The sequence below is a fragment of the Nocardia sp. NPDC050378 genome, from assembly GCF_040655675.1.
Classification (GTDB): Bacteria; Actinomycetota; Actinomycetes; order Mycobacteriales; family Mycobacteriaceae; genus Nocardia; species Nocardia coubleae.
In genome coordinates this window covers 24,903-42,513 of sequence record NZ_JBFAKI010000024.1, presented here as the reverse complement: position 1 = coordinate 42,513, position 17,611 = coordinate 24,903, and the positions used below count along the sequence as shown (strand labels likewise).

The window sequence follows — 17,611 nt, the reverse complement described above, 5'->3', positions numbered from 1 at the left end:
CGTTGGAGCCCAATCGGCCGATCCTGTAAGCGAGGTGGGCGTGAGTCGATCGACGAGGCTGGGCGCAGCTGAGACGGTATCGCGCCCGGAGGTCTTCTCAGCGTCGTTTCGGGGTCAATACAGCGCCAGGGGCGGCATCAACACCCTGCGGGGTGATGCCGACCCTGGACTTTTGCGGAACAATCAGCCGATAAATTGGAAAGCAATTTCGACTATAATCTTAATAAGAATAGATCGAACGATATCCATTATCTCGCGGCGACTGTCACGGCGTTCTCTGTCCTGATTTGGTATACTCAATCATAAACAACTCCTTTCTTGTTAATGCATGGCACTGTTCAGAATCGCAATCCCTACCTTCAATTGTAACACGGATGGAGACTATTTGCCGGCGGCCAAATGCTTCATCGGATGTGTGAAACAGGTATTTCTTTAGGCCGCTAGAAATGATGCAAGCCGGAACGCTCCGCCTGGGAATGCGGGTTGGGCAGGCCAAGTTCAGGTCGCTGTTCGACCGTGCTGTCGGTCATGCAATGTGTCGAGCATGAATGCCGCCCAGGCAATCGCGGAACGAGCGGCGAGGCGACCGTAGCGGAGGTCGAGCCCCACTGGGAATTTGTCGTCGCCGTATCCGTGGGCGTCACCGGCCTGATTGCGTAGATTTCGCAGAGCGGTGGTGAGTTCGGTCAGGCTGGCGGCCACGATGGCGAGTTCGTGTTCATATCCGGTTGTGGTCTCGGGGTCGATTCCGAGCGCCTTCATCGCGCCCTTCGCTTGCGTGATGAAATTAGCGTTCCTGTAAGGCTGGCCGAGTTCGGCCAAGACGGCTTTCGCGGTCGCTTCGATAAGGTTCTTCGATTTGCCGATAACTGCGCTCGGATCGCTCGACAGGCTGGACTCCATGCGTTGGAGTTCTTTCCGGAGCGCGGTCGGCGCGATCAGCTCTTCGGATGCAATCAGTAGCCCGTGCACGGCTGCGGTTACATCACCGGCAGCGTCGTCGTTGATTCTGGTCGCAAGAAGCCCCTTGACCTGCTCGGCACGAGCCATGAAGAGTTCTCTTCGCTCGTTGTAGCTGACGTAGCTTCCCCGAGCGAACGCATCGCCTTCATGTAGGTTTTGCCAAGGGAAGGGGTGGCGAATCCCTAGTGGACGCAAGATCTTCGCCAGTTCGCTGTGGTTCTTGCGGTAAGCACGCGGGTTGCCATCACCCCCCTTGGTGCTCTCCGCGATCAAGGCACCGCACAACTGATCGATCAGATCGACCGCTTCGTGCACGTCGTCGGCGTCAGGAGTCCACTCCTGCAGCTCGTCCCAATCGTCTTCCACCCTGAAAGTCTGGCCCATGGCGGCGCGAGGCGACACCCGTTATTTCCGTGACCGACGTACCTCGGCGTCGATCGGGAGCGGCAAAGGAGCCAGAGTCTGTTCGGGCGTGGGTAGTGCGGTCAGTTCGGCAGCTACCCGAGAGGACGCGCGAGCACTCAATGCGTCAACCGGAGGTTCGCCTACCTGCTCCTCGTGACTCGCCGATGGCGGCCGCAGCCGGTGGAGGGGCGGCGAACAGCGACAGCTGGATCCCCACCGGCCAGGCGGCGGAGCCATGATTGGGTCACGACCTGGTGACCGACAACAGCAGTCGGGTACAGCCACAGTCCGGAGCCTCGAGTCCGACTGTGCGCCTGGCCGACTCGGACCGGCACCAGCTAGGCGGCGTCGCCGTCCAACGCCTGCCGCAACCGGGCATCCCGGCGCGCCCACAGCGCGTCGGTGCCGCGCCGCCAGAAGCAGTAGTGCTCGCCCTGGGTGGTGAATTCGAACCCGAGCTGCTTCAGCAACGCGATTTCCAGGTCAAGGCCGCGGCGCAACACGGCGTCGAACTGCGGGTTGGCCATCGGCTCACGCGCCGAGGGCACCGTGGCATACAGCGTCGCGCGCTCATGCCAGTGCTCGCCGACATAGTCGTTCCAGTTCGCGCGGGCATGCCCGCGCGCCTGCGCCTGCGGAGGACCGTCGGGGAAGAACGGGGCCGCGTAGGCGAGGTACTTCGACAGCCAGTCCTGGGTGCGGATCACCTGTTCCATGAAGAACTGCGGATTCTGGCTGCGGGGATCGACGCAGGCGTTGAGAATCTCGTTGACCGCGACCATCGTCGGCTCGAAATGATCGAGATCGCACGACTCCGGCGTGGGGTACCCGAGTTCGGCGAGGGCGCGCTCGATGCGGTACTCGTCGAGCGCCAGGGCGCCGACGCAGAGCAGATGCCACCGCCACTGCGGGCGCCCGGCCAGATGCCGGCGCCCCGTCAGCGTCTCGCCTCGCCGGTTCAGCAGTACATGGCCGCCCTCGTGGGCGAGGATGCGCTCGAGGTCGGCGGCGCCACGACGGCGGAACTCCGGCGCATTGAGCACGATGACCGAGTCCTCGGCGGTGGGGATCGTCTTGGCGCCTACCACGCCCGCGCCGCGGTCAGCGCCGTAGTCGGGGTCACCCGTGAGTCCGCGGACCTTGTCGACGAGGTTGTCGGTGACGATGACCTCGACGCTGTCCTCGGCGGCGCCAATAGCATTCAACCCGGCCTCGATGGCGTCGACCTGGCTCGAGTCGAGCCCGGCGCCTTCGGTTGTCAGATGCATCCGCGCATCTCCTTCATAAGGCCGAGGCACCTGTGCGGATGGAACGTGCAGGCGAGCGCTCTCGCACCCGCCGCGCCGGCGGATGCGAGGTGGCCTACCATCGGAAGGTCTGGCCAAAGACACGTCCTAGGTCGTCCTGCTGGTGTTCCGCTCCGGCAGGGCGCCTCGGCGATAACGGTGGGATAACTCCCTGTCGCCGAAGCTGCTTCCGGCGACATCTCAATCGTATATGTGGGGGGTGACAGCATCCGGCGATACAACAGCTTGTGTTGTGAATTTCGAGCCAGGCAACTTGGGGCAACGGCGGCATCGGGCGGCTGGCCGGATCAAACCGTCGTGCTGGAGGCACGCCCGCCGCGAACGGCGGGCTGCAACGCCGCGATTAGTCGCTGGCGCGCCCGATGGTTCGGCACCACCAAGGCTGCGCGGCGCCTCAGGGCTGCGGCCAGTACCGCGGTCCGATCATTCGCAATCAAGAGCGACGTCGGACACGACTCACCGGCCGAGAGGCAGCATGCTCACCGCCTAGGGCCTGTCCGGTGATCGTTGTGCTGGTTGGTGTTAGCTGGATTTCGTGGTTCGACGTGGCGAGTTGACAGATCGTGCATGGCTCGGATCGTGCCCATGCTGTCGGTATCGGGGCGTGGTCGACGCTGGCGTGATCACCGGCAGGTGATCAATGCGATCCTGTGGAAGCTGCGGACGGGCACATCGTGGCGTAACCTGCCTGCCCGAACGGTACGGACCGCGGGAAACCGCCCATGAACGACTCCGGATGCGGACCGCGGACGGGATATGGCAGAAGATCCTCGACAGGTGATCGTCAAAGAGACTCGATCGTTGAGGTCGAGTGGATCGTCAGTGTTGATTCCACGATCGTGCGGGCCCATCAGCATGCTGCCGGTGCCCGGAATAGGGGGTTCCGTTGTGGTCAACGCAGAAGTCCTCGGCCGGTCCCGAGGTGGGCTGAGCACCAAGATCTCCTCGCCGTCGATGGCTGCGTCTGCCGATCCAGGTGCTGCTCACCCCAGGCCAGGCCGGTGACAACCCGCAATTGCTGCCGCTGCTCGACGGTATCCGGTGGCTCGCGCGGGTCGCGCCGACCACGGATGCGGCCCGAGACGGTGATCGCGCACCGGGCATATTCGCATCCCTCGACTCGGCAGGCGTTGCGTCGGCGGCGGGTCGGCGACCCTTTCCGCTGAGCGAGCGGGCTTCTCTATCTGGGTAGTAAAGATCACAGAAGATGTTGGGGCACAACAGAACTGACTACCATCACCGTGACGGTGTGGGGCGGGGACCGCAGACCCCTACCCGCACCGTCGCCACCCGCAGGTCCCGAACGAATCGGCACGTGCTTGGCGGCTCGTGAAGCGCGTTGTCGAAATCTGGGGAACCTCGCGGAACTAGGCCTGGGGACCTGGAGCTGCAAGTTTGTGGTCTGTGCCACGCCACAGCCTCCGTCGGGCACGGAAGTGCCCGAGCAGACGCAATCGGGCCCAGAGGGTCGTCTACCCGGTCGGTTCAAGCAATGAATGTGGGATCTCTGTGTGATTCGGGCAAACCACGTCAAATCCTCGGAAACATAAAGACCCCTCCGACCCACTTCAGGGAGGGTTTTACCTGTCGGGCTGACAGGATTTGAACCTGCGCCCACCTGACGACGGTTCACGTCGACCCGAAGCTACCGGAAAGTACCCAAAAGTACTGGTAGAGCAGAGCTTCGGCGTGCGCCGTATCCTGGTTACTTCCCATCGTTTCCCGCTGTTTCCGGTTATTTCTGTGTGATTAATGTGTGTTGGGTCGAGTGCTGCGGCCGCGGCTTTGGTGCGGTTTCGAGAAGTCGTCAAGTGCGCCCGTGCTCGGTCGGTGTCGTGACGATGCACCGGCATGCTGCCCGATGGACGGCTAGGGTGCTGTGGCACTGCGGTATGACGGTGGCTGCTGAGGTCGCGTGATGAGGTGGTGTGTATGTGAAACCGGATGCTGGTCTGTCTTGTTGGTGATTTCGGCTTCGGAGCGGTCGAAAGTGAATGAAATTCGGCTGGTTGGCCTGCAAACGCGCAGGTCAATTAGTGTGCTCCCCGCGCGAGCGGGGATGAGCCCTGGCCTCGTGTGGCACCGTGGGCTGTGTGAACGTGCTCCCCGCGCGAGCGGGGATGAGCCCGAAATTTCCGTGTTCCTGATGACCTGTGGAACGTGCTCCCCGCGCGAGCGGGGATGAGCCCATGTCGCGGATCGTCTCGAAAATGGCCTTCGCGTGCTCCCCGCGCGAGCGGGGATGAGCCCAAGCTGCGCTCGATGGAAAAGGGCGACGTGGTGTGCTCCCCGCGCGAGCGGGGATGAGCCCGGGCAGCTCATCAACACGTTGGGTCGGGACAAGTGCTCCCCGCGCGAGCGGGGATGAGCCCAAGATCCTGCCCGCCCTGCATCAGGCGATCATGTGCTCCCCGCGCGAGCGGGGATGAGCCCAGGTTGGGGCGTTTGGTTTCGGTCATTGCCGCGTGCTCCCCGCGCGAGCGGGGATGAGCCCACGCCTGCGAATCAGTAGGCCCTACTTCCAGAGTGCTCCCCGCGCGAGCGGGGATGAGCCCCAGTACGCGAACGGCTGGAAGAACGTCGGATTGTGCTCCCCGCGCGAGCGGGGATGAGCCCGACGCCTGGGAAAATACGCTGAAGCCGATCTTGTGCTCCCCGCGCGAGCGGGGATGAGCCCTGCTCGCCGGTCATGGCGTCGATGTAGTCGTGGTGCTCCCCGCGCGAGCGGGGATGAGCCCCCCAGGGTCGGCAGGGTCGGTACCGACCCTGCGTGCTCCCCGCGCGAGCGGGGATGAGCCCTCAGCGAGCAGACCCGAGCTGGAGTCGAACGCGTGCTCCCCGCGCAAGCGGGGATGAGCCCAACCCCGCTCCAGAAACGCGCCTCAAATCTGCCAAGTGCTCCCCGCGCGAGCGGGGATGAGCCCGCAGGACGGTGATGTGGTCCAGCGCGAGACGCGTGCTCCCCGCGCGAGCGGGGATGAGCCCACAGCTCCACCACGTCTGTACCGCCTGCAATCGTGCTCCCCGCGCGAGCGGGGATGAGCCCGCGAAGACCCCCGCGCAGGAAGCCGAGTGGCTGTGCTCCCCGCGCGAGCGGGGATGAGCCCGTCACTGATTACGACTTCATCCGGTCGACGATGTGCTCCCCGCGCGAGCGGGGATGAGCCCCGCGAACAGAAGCGCCAGACGGCCGGGAAGTAGTGCTCCCCGCGCGAGCGGGGATGAGGCCAACCGGCGCCAGGTCGCGGGGTTGTCGTTGGCGTGCTCCCCGCGCGAGCGGGGATGAGCCCTGCGTGAGTTGTACAAGGAGGTCAAGGGCCACGTGCTCCCCGCGCGAGCGGGGATGAGCCCTCGGCCCACCACTGGGCCCGCTCGATCGCGGCGTGCTCCCCGCGCGAGCGAAGATGAGCCCCGGAGCCGGGCGACCCGCATCACGTGTTGCTCGTGCTCCCCGCGCGAGCGGGGATGAGCCCACGATCCGGCGCGGGCCGCCGGTGATAGATGCGTGCTCCCCGCGCGAGCGGGGATGAGCCCCCGTCGGGCACTGCGGCGCTGGCGATCACCAAGTGCTCCCCGCGCGAGCGGGGATGAGCCCTGCGGCACCGGCTTGAGCGCGTGCAGCGGGAAGTGCTCCCCGCGCGAGCGGGGATGAGCCCAGGTCGGACATGCTGTTCACGAACACGCGCCGGTGCTCCCCGCGCGAGCGGGGATGAGCCCAAAGGCTAACGCTTTGAGATCGTACGAGTAGAGCTCACAACCGTTCCAAGCCGGGGCCAGTTCCACCGTGGGATATTCACCTTCCACCTGGCGTTCGCCAAGTCGGACCGCCTCGATATCTTCGATTCGATCTGAAGCAATCGGCGATCATCGCGGCCTGTGATGCAATTACGCTATGGCAATTCCGGCCGATGTCAGTAAACAAGCCAGCCGACTCCGTACCGCAGTCGATGCGGTCGTGCCCGCCCGCATGGACTCGAACGTGATTATCGGCACCTGGAACCTGCGTGAGTTCGGCAACCTCACTGCGTCCTGGGACGCCGCCACCACCGACTCACCTAAACGTGATTGGCGCGCAACCACATTGATCGCGGCGATCATCGCCGCCTTCGACATCTGCGCTGTGCAAGAAGTCCAACGCAACACCACCGCCCTGCGCTTCCTGCTCACCCAACTCGGCCCGGACTGGCGGGCGATCGTCTCCGACGTCACCGAAGGCGACAACGACGGCAACGGTGAACGACTCGCCTACCTCTACAACACCACCCGAGTCCAGCCCTCCGGACTCGTCGGCGAGATCGTGCTCCCGCCCGCCGCTGGCGACCCCACCCAACAGTTCGTCCGCACCCCCTACGCCGCGAGCTTCACCCGCGCCGGAATCGAGTTCATCCTCACCACCGTCCACATCCTCTGGGGCGCCAACCCCCATCAGCGGCTGCCCGAGATCACAGCCTTCGCCCACTGGATGCGCGACTGGAACGACCGACCCAACGACTGGAACGACAACCTGCTGGTCCTGGGTGATTTCAATCTCGACCGGCTCGGCAACCCGCTCTTCGACGCCTTCGTATCGACCGGGCTCTGGGCACCCACCGAACTCGACACCGTCGACCGCACAATCTTCGGCAACGACAACACCACCAACTACTACGACCAGATCGCCTGGTTCAGCACCCTCGAGGATCACAGCCTGCTCACCGACCTCACCTACACCCAGCGAGCGGGCCACTTCGACTTCCTCCCACACTGCTACCCCGACCTCACCCGAACCCAGATCTCCTACCGCATCTCCGACCACTACCCACTCTGGGCCGAATTCCGCATCAACGCCTGACCTCCCGAAGCCCGCCGACGTCGGCGTGAACCTGGCTGCCCGGCTAAGCCTTCGTGTGCCTCAATCATGACCGTGAGGGGTCATCACGATGTGAGACGTATGCCGGGACAACAACGTTCGGGCGGGCCACCATAGGGTTTGTGGCTAGCTCAGAACGAGCCCGAGATGTTCGTGTACGCAATCGCGGATTTCGAAGGTGCAAGCCTGGGGATGTCTCATCGGAGCTGGTCGGTGCCGGTTCCCAGCTCCGAGACTGGAAGAAACGCCAAGGCTCACAAGCACTGTGGCGGCACGGGCAGTTCATGATGTGAGCTCGGCGCGGGCTCGTTCGGTGAGGGTGGACCATCGTGCTCTCCACGATCGCGGCTGTGGGGGCCGAGGATTTTCCTGGCCCATCGGTCGGGATCGAACAGCTCGTCGTCGGACAGGCCGGTGGCTCGCGCGAGGGCCTGCGGATACGCCCGGGCGTAGGCGCAGTTCACTGCAGTGGCGCGCGGTGGGCTCATGAGCATCCACTCTGCGCAGATCCGCGTCGGTGTGCACATCCTATGCCGGACTCCGGGTGTTCGTCGACATCGAGTAATCCCAGTTCTTGCATTCCGCGCCATAGCGATGCCCACCGACCAAGTGGGCCGCCCTCGCATTCCGGGCGGTCGAACACCAGCAGCGGCTGCGGCAGGGGACTGGTGCGCCCCGCGGCCAGAAGCGGCAACCCGAAGATACGGGCGAAGTGTGCGCGGTGGGTGCAGTCGTCACCGACGCGGTAGATGGGACCGCCCGGCCCCTCGACGCGGCCGAGCTCCACGAGCTGCGTCGTGCCGCCGATCCAGCGCCGGTCGATCCACGCTTCCAGTTCTGCCGGAGTCTTGGCCTGGTGGAGTGCGACACATGCCTCGGTCAGAGTGCGCCGAGTCGGTTCTACCGCGATCGAACGAACCCATCGTTCGTGATCTGGTGTGGACACGATCTGAGCCGGATCTACCCAGTTCAGGTAGTCCGCGCTCGCGGCGGTGCCAGTGCTCCTCTGCGGCACCACTTTCGAGCTGAAAACCGCGATCGTCGATACCTGCGCGCCGCAGACGCGGGATTCGTCGAACCACTGCCAATCCTGCCCCGGCGCTGGATAACGTGCCTCTGGACGGGGTGGTGCGCCCACGGCAGGCCTTGGCGAAGGGCAACCACGATCTGGCTATGACACTGGCAGTATTGTGAAGATGACCGCAATGCGCGTCACGGGCGCCGTTGATCAACAGGGAGTCCGGCCGAAAGTGAATGAAAATCGGCCGAATGCCGTACAAAGCTGCAGGTCAATTAGTGTGCTCCCCGCGCGAGCGGGGATGAGCCGCTGCGGGCCACTTCGCCAACGCCGGTCTGTGGTGCTCCCCGCGCGAGCGGGGATGAGCCCTTGGCGAGATCGCCCTGGTGCACCTGGGGGATGTGCTCCCCGCGCGAGCGGGGATGAGCCCTCCTCACGTACGGAGTCGATTTCGTGGCGGGCGTGCTCCCCGCGCGAGCGGGGATGAGCCCTCCTCGCCGGTCACGGTGAACGCGCAGAGGTCGTGCTCCCCGCGCGAGCGGGGATGAGCCCGGGACGGTGACTGTCGAGCTGACAGGGCCGCAGTGCTCCCCGCGCGAGCGGGGATGAGCCCCATCGATCACGAACTCCCAGAGAACGGGAGTGGTGCTCCCCGCGCGAGCGGGGATGAGCCCTTGCCAGGCACCTCGTCCTCGGGGATGTGCAGGTGCTCCCCGCGCGAGCGGGGATGAGCCCGTGCGGCCCTCGCTGCTGGTCGTCGTGAAAATGTGCTCCCTGCGCGAGCGGGGATGAGCCCCAACCGTCGCGCCGACACCCCCCACGGAGACAGTGCTCCCCGCGCGAGCGGGGATGAGCCCTTCCCCCGGATGCGCTACCGGGCGCGGAAGCGGTGCTCCCCGCGCGAGCGGGGATGAGCCCAAAGAGATCATCGACGCCGTGTACGGCGCGACGTGCTCCCCGCGCGAGCGGGGATGAGCCCAGGTTGGGCAGGAGACGGCTGTGCGCTTCCTCGTGCTCCCCGCGCGAGCGGGGATGAGCCCGTCAGCTGGGTTGGATCGCACCAGTCAGCTTCGTGCTCCCCGCGCGAGCGGGGATGAGCCCTGGCAACCCCTCGACGGTGACCCGCTGTGGTTGTGCTCCCCGCGCGAGCGGGGATGAGCCCTCCCACAGCTCACCCGCCACCCGTGCGGGCGCGTGCTCCCCGCGCGAGCGGGGATGAGCCCAGCCGCCCGGCGTACTCCTTGACCTTGATGGTGTGCTCCCCGCGCGAGCGGGGATGAGCCCGTGCGGGCCGCAGCACGCCACGGCCACCGGACGTGCTTCCCGCGCGAGCGGGGATGAGCCCAACGGCCTGCGTGAGCACATCCGCGTCGAGACGTGCTCCCCGCGCGAGCGGGGATGAGCCGCTGGCAGCTCCCGGAACAGCTACTGGCCGCGGGTGCTCCCCGCGCGAGCGGGGATGGGCCCTCGCGTGGACACCACAGCTCGACTACCAGCCAGTGCTCCCCGCGCGAGCGGGGATGAGCCCCACGCGGTCATCCCCACCGGCCATGGTTGCCGCGTGCTCCCCGCGCGAGCGGGGATGAGCCCACGGTGGCGAAATTGAGGGCCCGCGTGGTGACGTGCTCCCCGCGTGAGCGGGGATGAGCCCTTCTGGCAGCAGGTCGCGGCAAACGGCTTTGCGTGCTCCCCGCGCGAGCGAGGATGAGCCCGCATCGCCTACTGGCTCGGCGACCTCGGACGAGTGCTCCCCGCGCGAGCGGGGATGAGCCCGGTCGCGACTGCGGGGTCCGGCCGAGCATCCGGTGCTCCCCGCGCAAGCGGGGATGAGCCCCCATACCAACCGTTACCAACCAAACCCGCCGCGTGCTCCCCGCGCGAGCGAGGATGAGCCGGAAAACCACGGCGTCTACGAGCCCGGCCGCGAGTGCTCTCCGCGCGAGCGGGGATGAGCCCTCGGCAACAGTCGGCAGTCGGCCGAGGATTTGAGTGCTCCCCGTGCGAGCGGGGATCAGCCCGCGGCTGACGGCATGAGGGTGCAGTCGTCTGTGCGCTCATCAGGCGTGCGCCGATGAGCCCTCGTTGGGAAGTAGACTGCCCAGGCGGTCACGTGATCGCTTTGCGAGCAGGTCGCCTGGAATGTGTGCGGGCACAGGAGGGATCACGGAGTCCTTGCGGCCGTTCGGGGACGAGTCCGAATCATCTGCGGGCTGAGACTATTTTCGCGTTGTACCACCCACCCACCCGCTGAAAGTATTTATCCCGTGCGGATCACACTCCTGCTCGCTGGTCTCGCAGTCCTCGGCACTTTCCTACTTATCGACAACTGGCACCCCCTTCGAGCTGCGGCCTACGCTGCAGGCTGGCTGGTCTAGCTGCGATCCTCATCAAGTTCGCCCGGAGGTGACACCGGTGCCAGGATCGGGGCTGCGCTGGCCGATCGTGAAGCGCCGCATGGCAGAGGAAAAGGTCGAAGCTCTCGACGTAGGCGTTGTCGCTGAAAGTGTGCTCGCTGCTGCGACATCGCAGTGTCGACTGCAGTATTCGCATAGGTGTCGTGGATGTCGGGTAGTCCTCGTCGACGCGCGGGTTTGCATGGCATTCGAGGTCGTAATATTTCAGCTGACGCCAGCGGAGTGCTGGGTGTGTGGTGGCGTCGGTAGGCAACCGTCATCCCGAACGGGATGCCGCCGGTCGTTCTAACCTGGGGCCTGCTGCAGTGTTGGTTGCTACTTCCTGTGGTTGGGAGGCCGCATCGAGCGTGGAGCGAGCATTTTGGATGCGGTTCACGGCTGCGGCAGTTGCCGTCGGGCTCGGTTCTTGTGATGTCGTGGTAGTGCTCGCGCTGTGAGGAGAAATGAACCGGTACGCTGCCCCTACCTTGCAAGAGCCTCCTCGGTGAGCGGGGACGAGCTTGCTGGCCTGCTCGGCGCGGATACGCGTTGCGTGTTCATGAGGAGAGGGAGTTGCCCCTTTACGATGGTCTAGGGATGTCTACGGAGCGGCCTGGTGTTGGTACCGTTGATCGATGCTGGTCGCGGTCGGGTGCTACGCATGTCGCTGAGCCCACACTCCGAATGCCTCTACAAGTCCTGCGTAGAACTGTTCTCCTGGGACTGCGCCCGGGTTTTTGCCCGCATCATAGAAGGCCACGTTGGTGAAGGTGGCCGATGTCGAGGCGTTGAGGTTCTTGTAGAATGCGAGCTTTCCGCGGCCGAATCCGACGAAGAGCCAGAATACGCCCAGGGAGGCTGTGTTCTGTAGCAGGGAGCGGATCTCGGCCTTGTCGTAGGGTTCGCTACCGACTTGGACGATCGCGAAGACCGGGTCCGAGCTTCCCGATTCCTGATAGTGGTTGACGATTCGGCGCATTGCCTGGGTGACGTTGCCCCAGCCCCAGTCGACTTGGGTGTGGAGTTGGCCGATCTTTCCGCGGTAGTTGGTCAGGCTGATCTCTTCGAGGAACGGTTCCTGTTCGCCGGAGAAGATCACCGGAACGACGCCGTCGTCATCGAGATTCACTGAAAGGGCGAGTACGCGCTCGGCGAATGCTTGAATTGCGAACGACTCGTACAGATCTTTCATGTCGTAGTCGTGATCGAGGACGAGGTAGACGGCGGCACGGTAGCTGGTGAGTCCGCTGCGGGAAAGAACTTGTCCTGCTTGGCGGGCGGGTGCCAACAACGCCGGAGCTTGGTTCGCGACCTTCGTCAGCTCTACCGAGGATGGTGCCGGTTGAGTTGCTCCGCGCGTGGGTGGTGGGGTGGACGACGGGTTGTCGTCGACGGTTACGCCGAAATCGGTGGCGAGGCCGGCGAGACCGGAGGAGTAGCCTTGACCTACGGCTCGCACCTTCCAACTGTCGCCGCGACGGTAGATCTCGGCGAGTAGAACTACGGTCTCACCCGCAGTGAAATCCGGCGCTTTGAACTCCAGTTCAGGGGCCGTTGCCGGCTTCAGGGTCAGCAACGGAGCAGCGGTGAACACCGCCCCGGGGTGCAATGGGTCTGCGCTTGCGACGATGATGATCTTGTCAACGTCGCGGGGGACACGTGACAGTTCGGCCGTGACAGTCATGCCGGACACCGAAACCCCGTCCTGGGACGGGTGGTTGTAGAACACCAGGTCGTTGTCCGTGCGGACTTTTCCGTCAGCAGCAACGAGGAGTGCGGAGACGTCAGCAGGTGTGCCTGCGGGCGCAACGGTACACAAGCACTGGCCTGTTGCTAGGGCAGCGTTCTCACCTTTTCGCAGGAGCGTTGCAGGCACGGGGACCTACCCTTCGACGACATTCTTGGGACCATTGCTGTGGCCAGAGGGCCTCCGCGGCGGGCGGCGGGGATGATGTTATGCCACTTATCAATTCGAGACGCGGTGTTCGTCGAACCACTGTCAATCTTGTCTCGGCGCTGGGTAACGGGCCTCGGATGGAGTGTTGTGCCAGCGGCAGGCCTTGGGAAGGGCAAGCACGATCTGGCTGTGACGCGGGCAGTATTGTGCAGATGACCGGAATGTGCGTCATGGGTGTCGTTGATCCGCAGGGAGTCCGGCCGAAAGTGAATGACAATCGACCGAATGCCGTGCAAAGCTGCAGGTCAATTAGTGTGCTACCCGCGCGAGCGGGGATGAGCCCCTCTCGCTACTCGCGCACTCCGGAGGGTCTGGGTGCTCCCCGCGCGAGCGGGGATGAGCCCCCCAGGAAGGGAAGGGCAAAGTGAGTGCCTACGTGCTCCCCGCGCGAGCGGGGATGAGCCCACCATGACCACCAGGCTGATGGCGAGGTTGGAGTGCTCCCCGCGCGAGCGGGGATGAGCCCCGGGCCGACGATGGCTTTGATGCCGAGGGAGAGTGCTCCCCGCGCGAGCGGGGATGAGCCCCGGGCAGGCAGCGAACCGGGCAGGTCCACCGAGTGCTCCCCGCGCGAGCGGGGATGAGCCCAAGCCGTCGAATGGCTGGCGAAGGGATACAAGGTGCTCCCCGCGCGAGCGGGGATGAGCCACGGATTGAATGGGGCGGCTGGTGTTGGATGGTCCTCGAGAATGGACTGCCCTGTCTCGTCGTCGGCGCCTGAGGGGCCCTGGCGAAACACTCGCTGCGGCCTGCCGCGCGGGAGGAACTTCGTTGGTCACTCAGACTTTCTGCTGTGTTCGATCCCTTCCCCGCGCGGCCGCCGTGAGCGCTCCGTGTGGAGGTAAAGTCTGGTAGGGACCGTATTCTGGTCGTAGCCTCGTAAGGGCTTGCGGGGTGTGGGGCTTCAGCGTTGTAGTGAGCATCTTGATTCCCGGAGGGGGAGCGTTGTCAGGGGATGAGTTTCTAGTCGATGGTGCCGCGATCGCGACAGCCACGAACTCGTTGAACGGCATCAATCAGTCGCTGGAGGCCGGACTTCGCTCGGTCGTGGGCGACATCGAGGAGTTGCTGGCGGACGGATGGATTGGACAAGCTGCGGATAGTTTCCGCACCGTCTATCAGGAGGCCCGCACGTCCTTCGAGCAGCTGATAGCCGAGGCGTCCACGATCATGGCCGCGGTCCCGACGGTGGTCGACACCCTTGTAGACTCCGACCGGACTCACGCGGGCGATATCTCCGCGGTCCAGTTCTCGCTAGATCTTTAGGGAGCCCTGAGGTGAGTCAGGATGGTTACGCAGTCGACTTGGAGATGTTGGAGACCGTTGAGCGAAGGCTAGAGGGGTTCGTTGGCTTCGCGAAAGACCAGTTGACTACCATTGAAAGTCTCGTCAACTCGACTCCCGAGCGCTGGACGGGTGCGGCCGCCGATGCCTATTTCACACGGCATACTGCTTGGGCGACAAAAGCGGCTGCTGCCGTCGAAGCATTGGATCAGATCCGCACCCGCTTGAAGAATGCGCGGACCGCCTACCAAGCGTCGTTGGACGCGAATAACCAGATGTTCGGCTGACGTGTCGTGACATCAGTCGACTTGAGGGACGCATGGCTATCGCCCATTACAGTTGGTTCAATTTCTTCGAATTCGCGGTCGTCGCTGACACCGCATCGGGGAAGATTCGTGAGGTCATCGACAATCACGCCGAGAACCTCGAATACAATGGTTCAGGAATGGCCGGAAGCGATGAGCAAGTCGGTCAAGTATGGGGCAAGGAGTGGGATACCGCATTCAACCGTTTCCTCCCCGCAGTTTGTCAACTGGCGGACGCATACGGGGCAATCAGCAACCGTGCTTACTATGCGGGTGTCAACCAACTATACGTGGAGTGGGTAGCGAATAATCGGGTGGGGGCGGTTCCGCAGCCGCCTACCGGGCCGCCCCAGAACGCCGACCAACGGCGGTCATACGGGAACATGCCGACCTCGATCGGTGCGACCGGTGATCCGCTCATCACCGATATCGCGGGACTAGTCGAACAAATAGGCATTCCTCTGCCCACTGGAAACGACGAGAAGCTGAAGAATGTCGGAGCATCTCTGAAGGCTATCGCCACAGTCGTCCAGGAACAGACTGACGCGGTACGGAAGGTCGGTCGCGAGCCCGGTGACCGGGATTCCGAAGACGCGCGCAAACTTTACGATGAGTACGTCGAGGGCGTCCTGGGGCCTTCCGGGATGGCCGCATCCGACGCGAACACACTGGCTTCTGCCGCTACCACATTCGGTGAGCAGATCGTCAAACAACGCCAGTCCATGGAGGATGCCTGTCACCAGTTCCTCGCAGAGGCGACCATAACGCTCGGCGTTGGCGTCCTGGGAACCGTCGTTACCGTCGGTGGGTCCGATGTCGCTGCCGGCGTCATCACCGCTACTCGAATCACCTCCTGTGCAAACCGAATACGAACATCGATCGAGCTCTTGATCGCGATTGTCAGGATGGCTAGGTCGACCTTTGCTCTCGTGAAGCTGAGCAACACTGCCATTCAGTTGATGTCCAAAACCGTTCAAAAGCCTGTTGTAAAGGTAGACATCGACAAGGACTCGGGCGAGCGGAAGATGCAGATTACGTTTCCCAATTGGAAACAGGAGGCATGGGAACGATATCTGGAAACCTGCCACCTCCGTCGTGGGGGATGTAAAACTATGGAAGAGTGGAGTCGCCTGTACGACCAGCTCATGGAAAATACCGGAAACGGTTCCGAATGGGATCAAAAGGTTGCTGAAATCATGGACTACACACCTGAGGAGGGGTGGGCCGCCCAGCGGCATGTTGAAGGAGTCGACGGGCGACGCTATGATTTCGTCCACTACAATGAAGATGGCGAACCTGATGAGCTGGTGGAAAACAAGAGTGGTCGGCTGGATACGGAGCAACTAGCCAAAGACGAAGGCGCGCTCGAGCAAGGTTACCGGGTGACCTATAATCTCAAGAGTGACCTGTCGCCCAGCGACCAGAGGGCGCTCGACCGGTTGAAATCGATTTACGGCGATCGCCTGACCATCAACTATCTATAGAAAGGACTTGCCTCGTAATGGGTAAGAAGTCGGACGTTGGTGTTCGGGAAACGCCGGAATTCAAGGCGTTGCAGAATGATGAGCAGTTTCGTAGCTGGCTGCTCATGCAGGAGGCTGCGATGGAAATAGAATTCACGGTTTTCGATGTGCCTGAGCTCAGCGGTTATGAGTACACCCGCGAAGGTTTGGTTATTGCCGAGCAAGAGATTCTCCGCCGGTTCGCTGACTCCAGTCCATGGACTGAGGAGAACTACAAACTGGGTAGCCGATTCATGTACTTCATCGGTGAGACCTTTGTGCGCAACTTCGAGGGAAAGTGGGTCGCGCTGCCGCCTCAACCTCCCAAGACCAGCCCGGCCACGGTTGTCGACACGGAATACTCTTCCGGATTTTACAACCCGCGCACGCAAATGGGTTTCGTGCGAAGTCGCAAGACCGGAACCGAGCTGACTTGGATATTTGATCGCGCTCAGGCCACTTACACGCAGTGGGTGGAGCTGGGTCGGCCGGGACGAGGTACTTGGGATGGGTACCGCTGACTCGCGACTTGACTGTCTCATCGGCTGCGCATGGTTGATGAGTATCTAGTAATCTTCCCCGACTCCGCCACAGCGGTCAGTGATGTCATCGATTCTGGGTATGGTTTCATCGCGTCATAACGGGCAGTGGGGCGCCAATTAGTAACGGCTACTTCGCCAGACCCGGCGGTCGGGGTTACTGTGGAGCGAAGCTGGCCACCGATTGGCAGTTGATGGCGGCTTGACGTGGGACATCTGATGCGGTGCCGGTATCGCCAGGCCCGTGACCTTGGTGACGGTTTTGCCGCGCTCATCAGCGCCCGGGTCACCGCCTTGTCGGCCAGCGCGGTCATCGTCTCCGGCGACGGCCCGACGAAGATCAGGTTCTCCTCGGCGCACACCGACGCGAAATCTGCGTTCTCCGGAAGGAATCCGTAACCGGGGCGGCTGGGTTCGGTCGTTGCCCCACACCTGCGTTGAACGCGACGAAGCGGGTGCGTATGTCGAGATGATCATCCACGCCCTTGGTTGGGGGCTGTTGAGCCCTACCCCGAGCGCCCCGAAGCCAATTGCCGGAATTCGGTGTGCGGTGCGGGTTGACTGTCACAGCGCATGTGGGAGGGTACTGCTGCTCGGGCGCATCGACGGCTCGATGCTGGCTCTACAGGTCGCGTTCAGCAGTGGACAACTGGCGAGCCGACAGATGATCCTGAAAAGGTATTGTGACCTTGTTCGTTGCCGGCCCTCCTTGATCTCGCGACCGAGCTGCTACGCAGACGGCTGATCCGCTCGGGCGGGCGCGGGTGTCTCGCTCGACGAGCCGGCGATCGCGCTGCGCAGTGCGCGCGAATGCGCCGGTTCCACTCCAGCCCGTAACCTCGATGACTGCGCAGGGATCGACAGCCAGCCGGACCACCACGGGCAACGCATGCTGTTCACCCAGACTTGTCACCAAGCCAATTCGAGCAGCTTAAGCATTCGGAACTGGCCGGCGAACGTGGCGATCGCCGTCTCACGGATCTGCCAGCAGCCGCCGGAGACTGCGCCATCACCTATGTTTGCCGCGCGCTCGGGCAAACCTCCGCGGGATTGCCCCCGGTTCAGTTGACTCCTGACCTGTGATGACTA

General features: G+C 63.6%; 11 protein-coding genes and 3 CRISPR repeat arrays. Of the genes, 6 read left to right on the top strand and 5 right to left on the bottom strand.

Annotated features, from left to right (window positions below; translation table 11 throughout):
• Positions 1–498: 498 nt before the first annotated feature.
• Both AB0I35_RS30500 and AB0I35_RS30495 read right to left on the bottom strand, forming a co-directional pair.
• The gene (locus tag AB0I35_RS30500; RefSeq protein WP_357399777.1) at positions 499–1,329 is read right to left on the bottom strand and encodes an abortive infection family protein; all 831 of its coding nucleotides are present in this window, start codon (positions 1,327–1,329) and stop codon (positions 499–501) included.
• 377 nt (positions 1,330–1,706) lie between these two features.
• On the bottom strand, positions 1,707–2,636 hold the full coding sequence (locus AB0I35_RS30495) for a hypothetical protein (protein WP_357399776.1): 930 nt from the start codon (positions 2,634–2,636) through the stop codon (positions 1,707–1,709).
• Positions 2,637–3,242: 606 nt separating this feature from the next.
• Between AB0I35_RS30495 and AB0I35_RS30490 the strand changes: the two genes are divergently transcribed.
• Positions 3,243–3,401, top strand: coding sequence for a transposase (locus AB0I35_RS30490; protein ID WP_357399775.1), 159 nt, complete (start codon positions 3,243–3,245; stop codon positions 3,399–3,401).
• 1,312 nt (positions 3,402–4,713) lie between these two features.
• Positions 4,714–6,392: a CRISPR direct-repeat array (repeat unit 29 nt; unit sequence GTGCTCCCCGCGCGAGCGGGGATGAGCCC).
• Positions 6,393–6,567: 175 nt separating this feature from the next.
• Entirely contained in the window at positions 6,568–7,506 is a 939-nt protein-coding gene (locus AB0I35_RS30485; RefSeq protein WP_357399774.1) for an endonuclease/exonuclease/phosphatase family protein, read from the top strand.
• Positions 7,507–8,008: 502 nt separating this feature from the next.
• On the opposite strand, the gene AB0I35_RS30480 is transcribed toward AB0I35_RS30485, so the two are convergent.
• Together AB0I35_RS30480 and AB0I35_RS30475 are read right to left on the bottom strand one after the other, a co-directional pair.
• Positions 8,009–8,662: a hypothetical protein gene (locus AB0I35_RS30480; protein WP_357399773.1), complete on the bottom strand. Its 654-nt coding sequence runs from the start codon at positions 8,660–8,662 to the stop codon at positions 8,009–8,011.
• A gap of 160 nt (positions 8,663–8,822) precedes the next feature.
• Positions 8,823–10,560: a CRISPR direct-repeat array (repeat unit 28 nt; unit sequence GTGCTCCCCGCGCGAGCGGGGATGAGCC).
• Positions 10,561–11,590: 1,030 nt separating this feature from the next.
• A complete protein-coding gene (locus AB0I35_RS30475; protein WP_357399772.1) occupies positions 11,591–12,811 on the bottom strand; it encodes a VWA domain-containing protein in 1,221 nt (406 codons plus the stop codon).
• Between the two features lie 335 nt (positions 12,812–13,146).
• A CRISPR array of direct repeats spans positions 13,147–13,541; the repeat unit is 29 nt; unit sequence GTGCTCCCCGCGCGAGCGGGGATGAGCCC.
• A gap of 266 nt (positions 13,542–13,807) precedes the next feature.
• Here AB0I35_RS30475 and AB0I35_RS30470 point away from each other — a divergent pair.
• The 4 genes from AB0I35_RS30470 to AB0I35_RS30455 are packed head-to-tail and all read left to right on the top strand — an operon-like array spanning position 13,808 to position 16,504.
• Entirely contained in the window at positions 13,808–14,158 is a 351-nt protein-coding gene (locus AB0I35_RS30470) for a WXG100 family type VII secretion target (RefSeq protein ID WP_357399771.1), read from the top strand.
• An 11-nt stretch (positions 14,159–14,169) separates the two neighbouring features.
• Complete coding sequence (locus AB0I35_RS30465; protein ID WP_357399770.1) at positions 14,170–14,463, top strand: WXG100 family type VII secretion target; 294 nt, start codon at positions 14,170–14,172, stop codon at positions 14,461–14,463.
• A gap of 32 nt (positions 14,464–14,495) precedes the next feature.
• Positions 14,496–15,965, top strand: coding sequence for a hypothetical protein (locus AB0I35_RS30460; RefSeq protein WP_357399769.1), 1,470 nt, complete (start codon positions 14,496–14,498; stop codon positions 15,963–15,965).
• Between the two features lie 17 nt (positions 15,966–15,982).
• Positions 15,983–16,504 (top strand): hypothetical protein, encoded by a 522-nt coding sequence (locus AB0I35_RS30455; protein WP_357399768.1) that lies wholly within the window; start codon positions 15,983–15,985, stop codon positions 16,502–16,504.
• A 17-nt stretch (positions 16,505–16,521) separates the two neighbouring features.
• Here the strand turns inward: AB0I35_RS30455 and AB0I35_RS30450 are convergent, their stop codons facing one another.
• A complete protein-coding gene (locus AB0I35_RS30450) occupies positions 16,522–16,884 on the bottom strand; it encodes a hypothetical protein (RefSeq protein ID WP_357399767.1) in 363 nt (120 codons plus the stop codon).
• Between the last annotated feature and the right edge of the window lie 727 nt (positions 16,885–17,611).

Excerpts from the sequence above, each read along its gene's own strand:
- AB0I35_RS30460 (WP_357399769.1), top strand. The coding sequence starts at position 14,496 with ATGGCTATCGCCCATTACAGTTGGTTCAATTTCTTCGAATTCGCGGTC.
- AB0I35_RS30455 (WP_357399768.1), top strand. The coding sequence starts at position 15,983 with ATGGGTAAGAAGTCGGACGTTGGTGTTCGGGAAACGCCGGAATTCAAG.
- AB0I35_RS30490 (WP_357399775.1), top strand. The coding sequence starts at position 3,243 with ATGGCTCGGATCGTGCCCATGCTGTCGGTATCGGGGCGTGGTCGACGC.
- AB0I35_RS30495 (WP_357399776.1), bottom strand. The coding sequence starts at position 2,636 with ATGCATCTGACAACCGAAGGCGCCGGGCTCGACTCGAGCCAGGTCGAC.
- AB0I35_RS30485 (WP_357399774.1), top strand. The coding sequence starts at position 6,568 with ATGGCAATTCCGGCCGATGTCAGTAAACAAGCCAGCCGACTCCGTACC.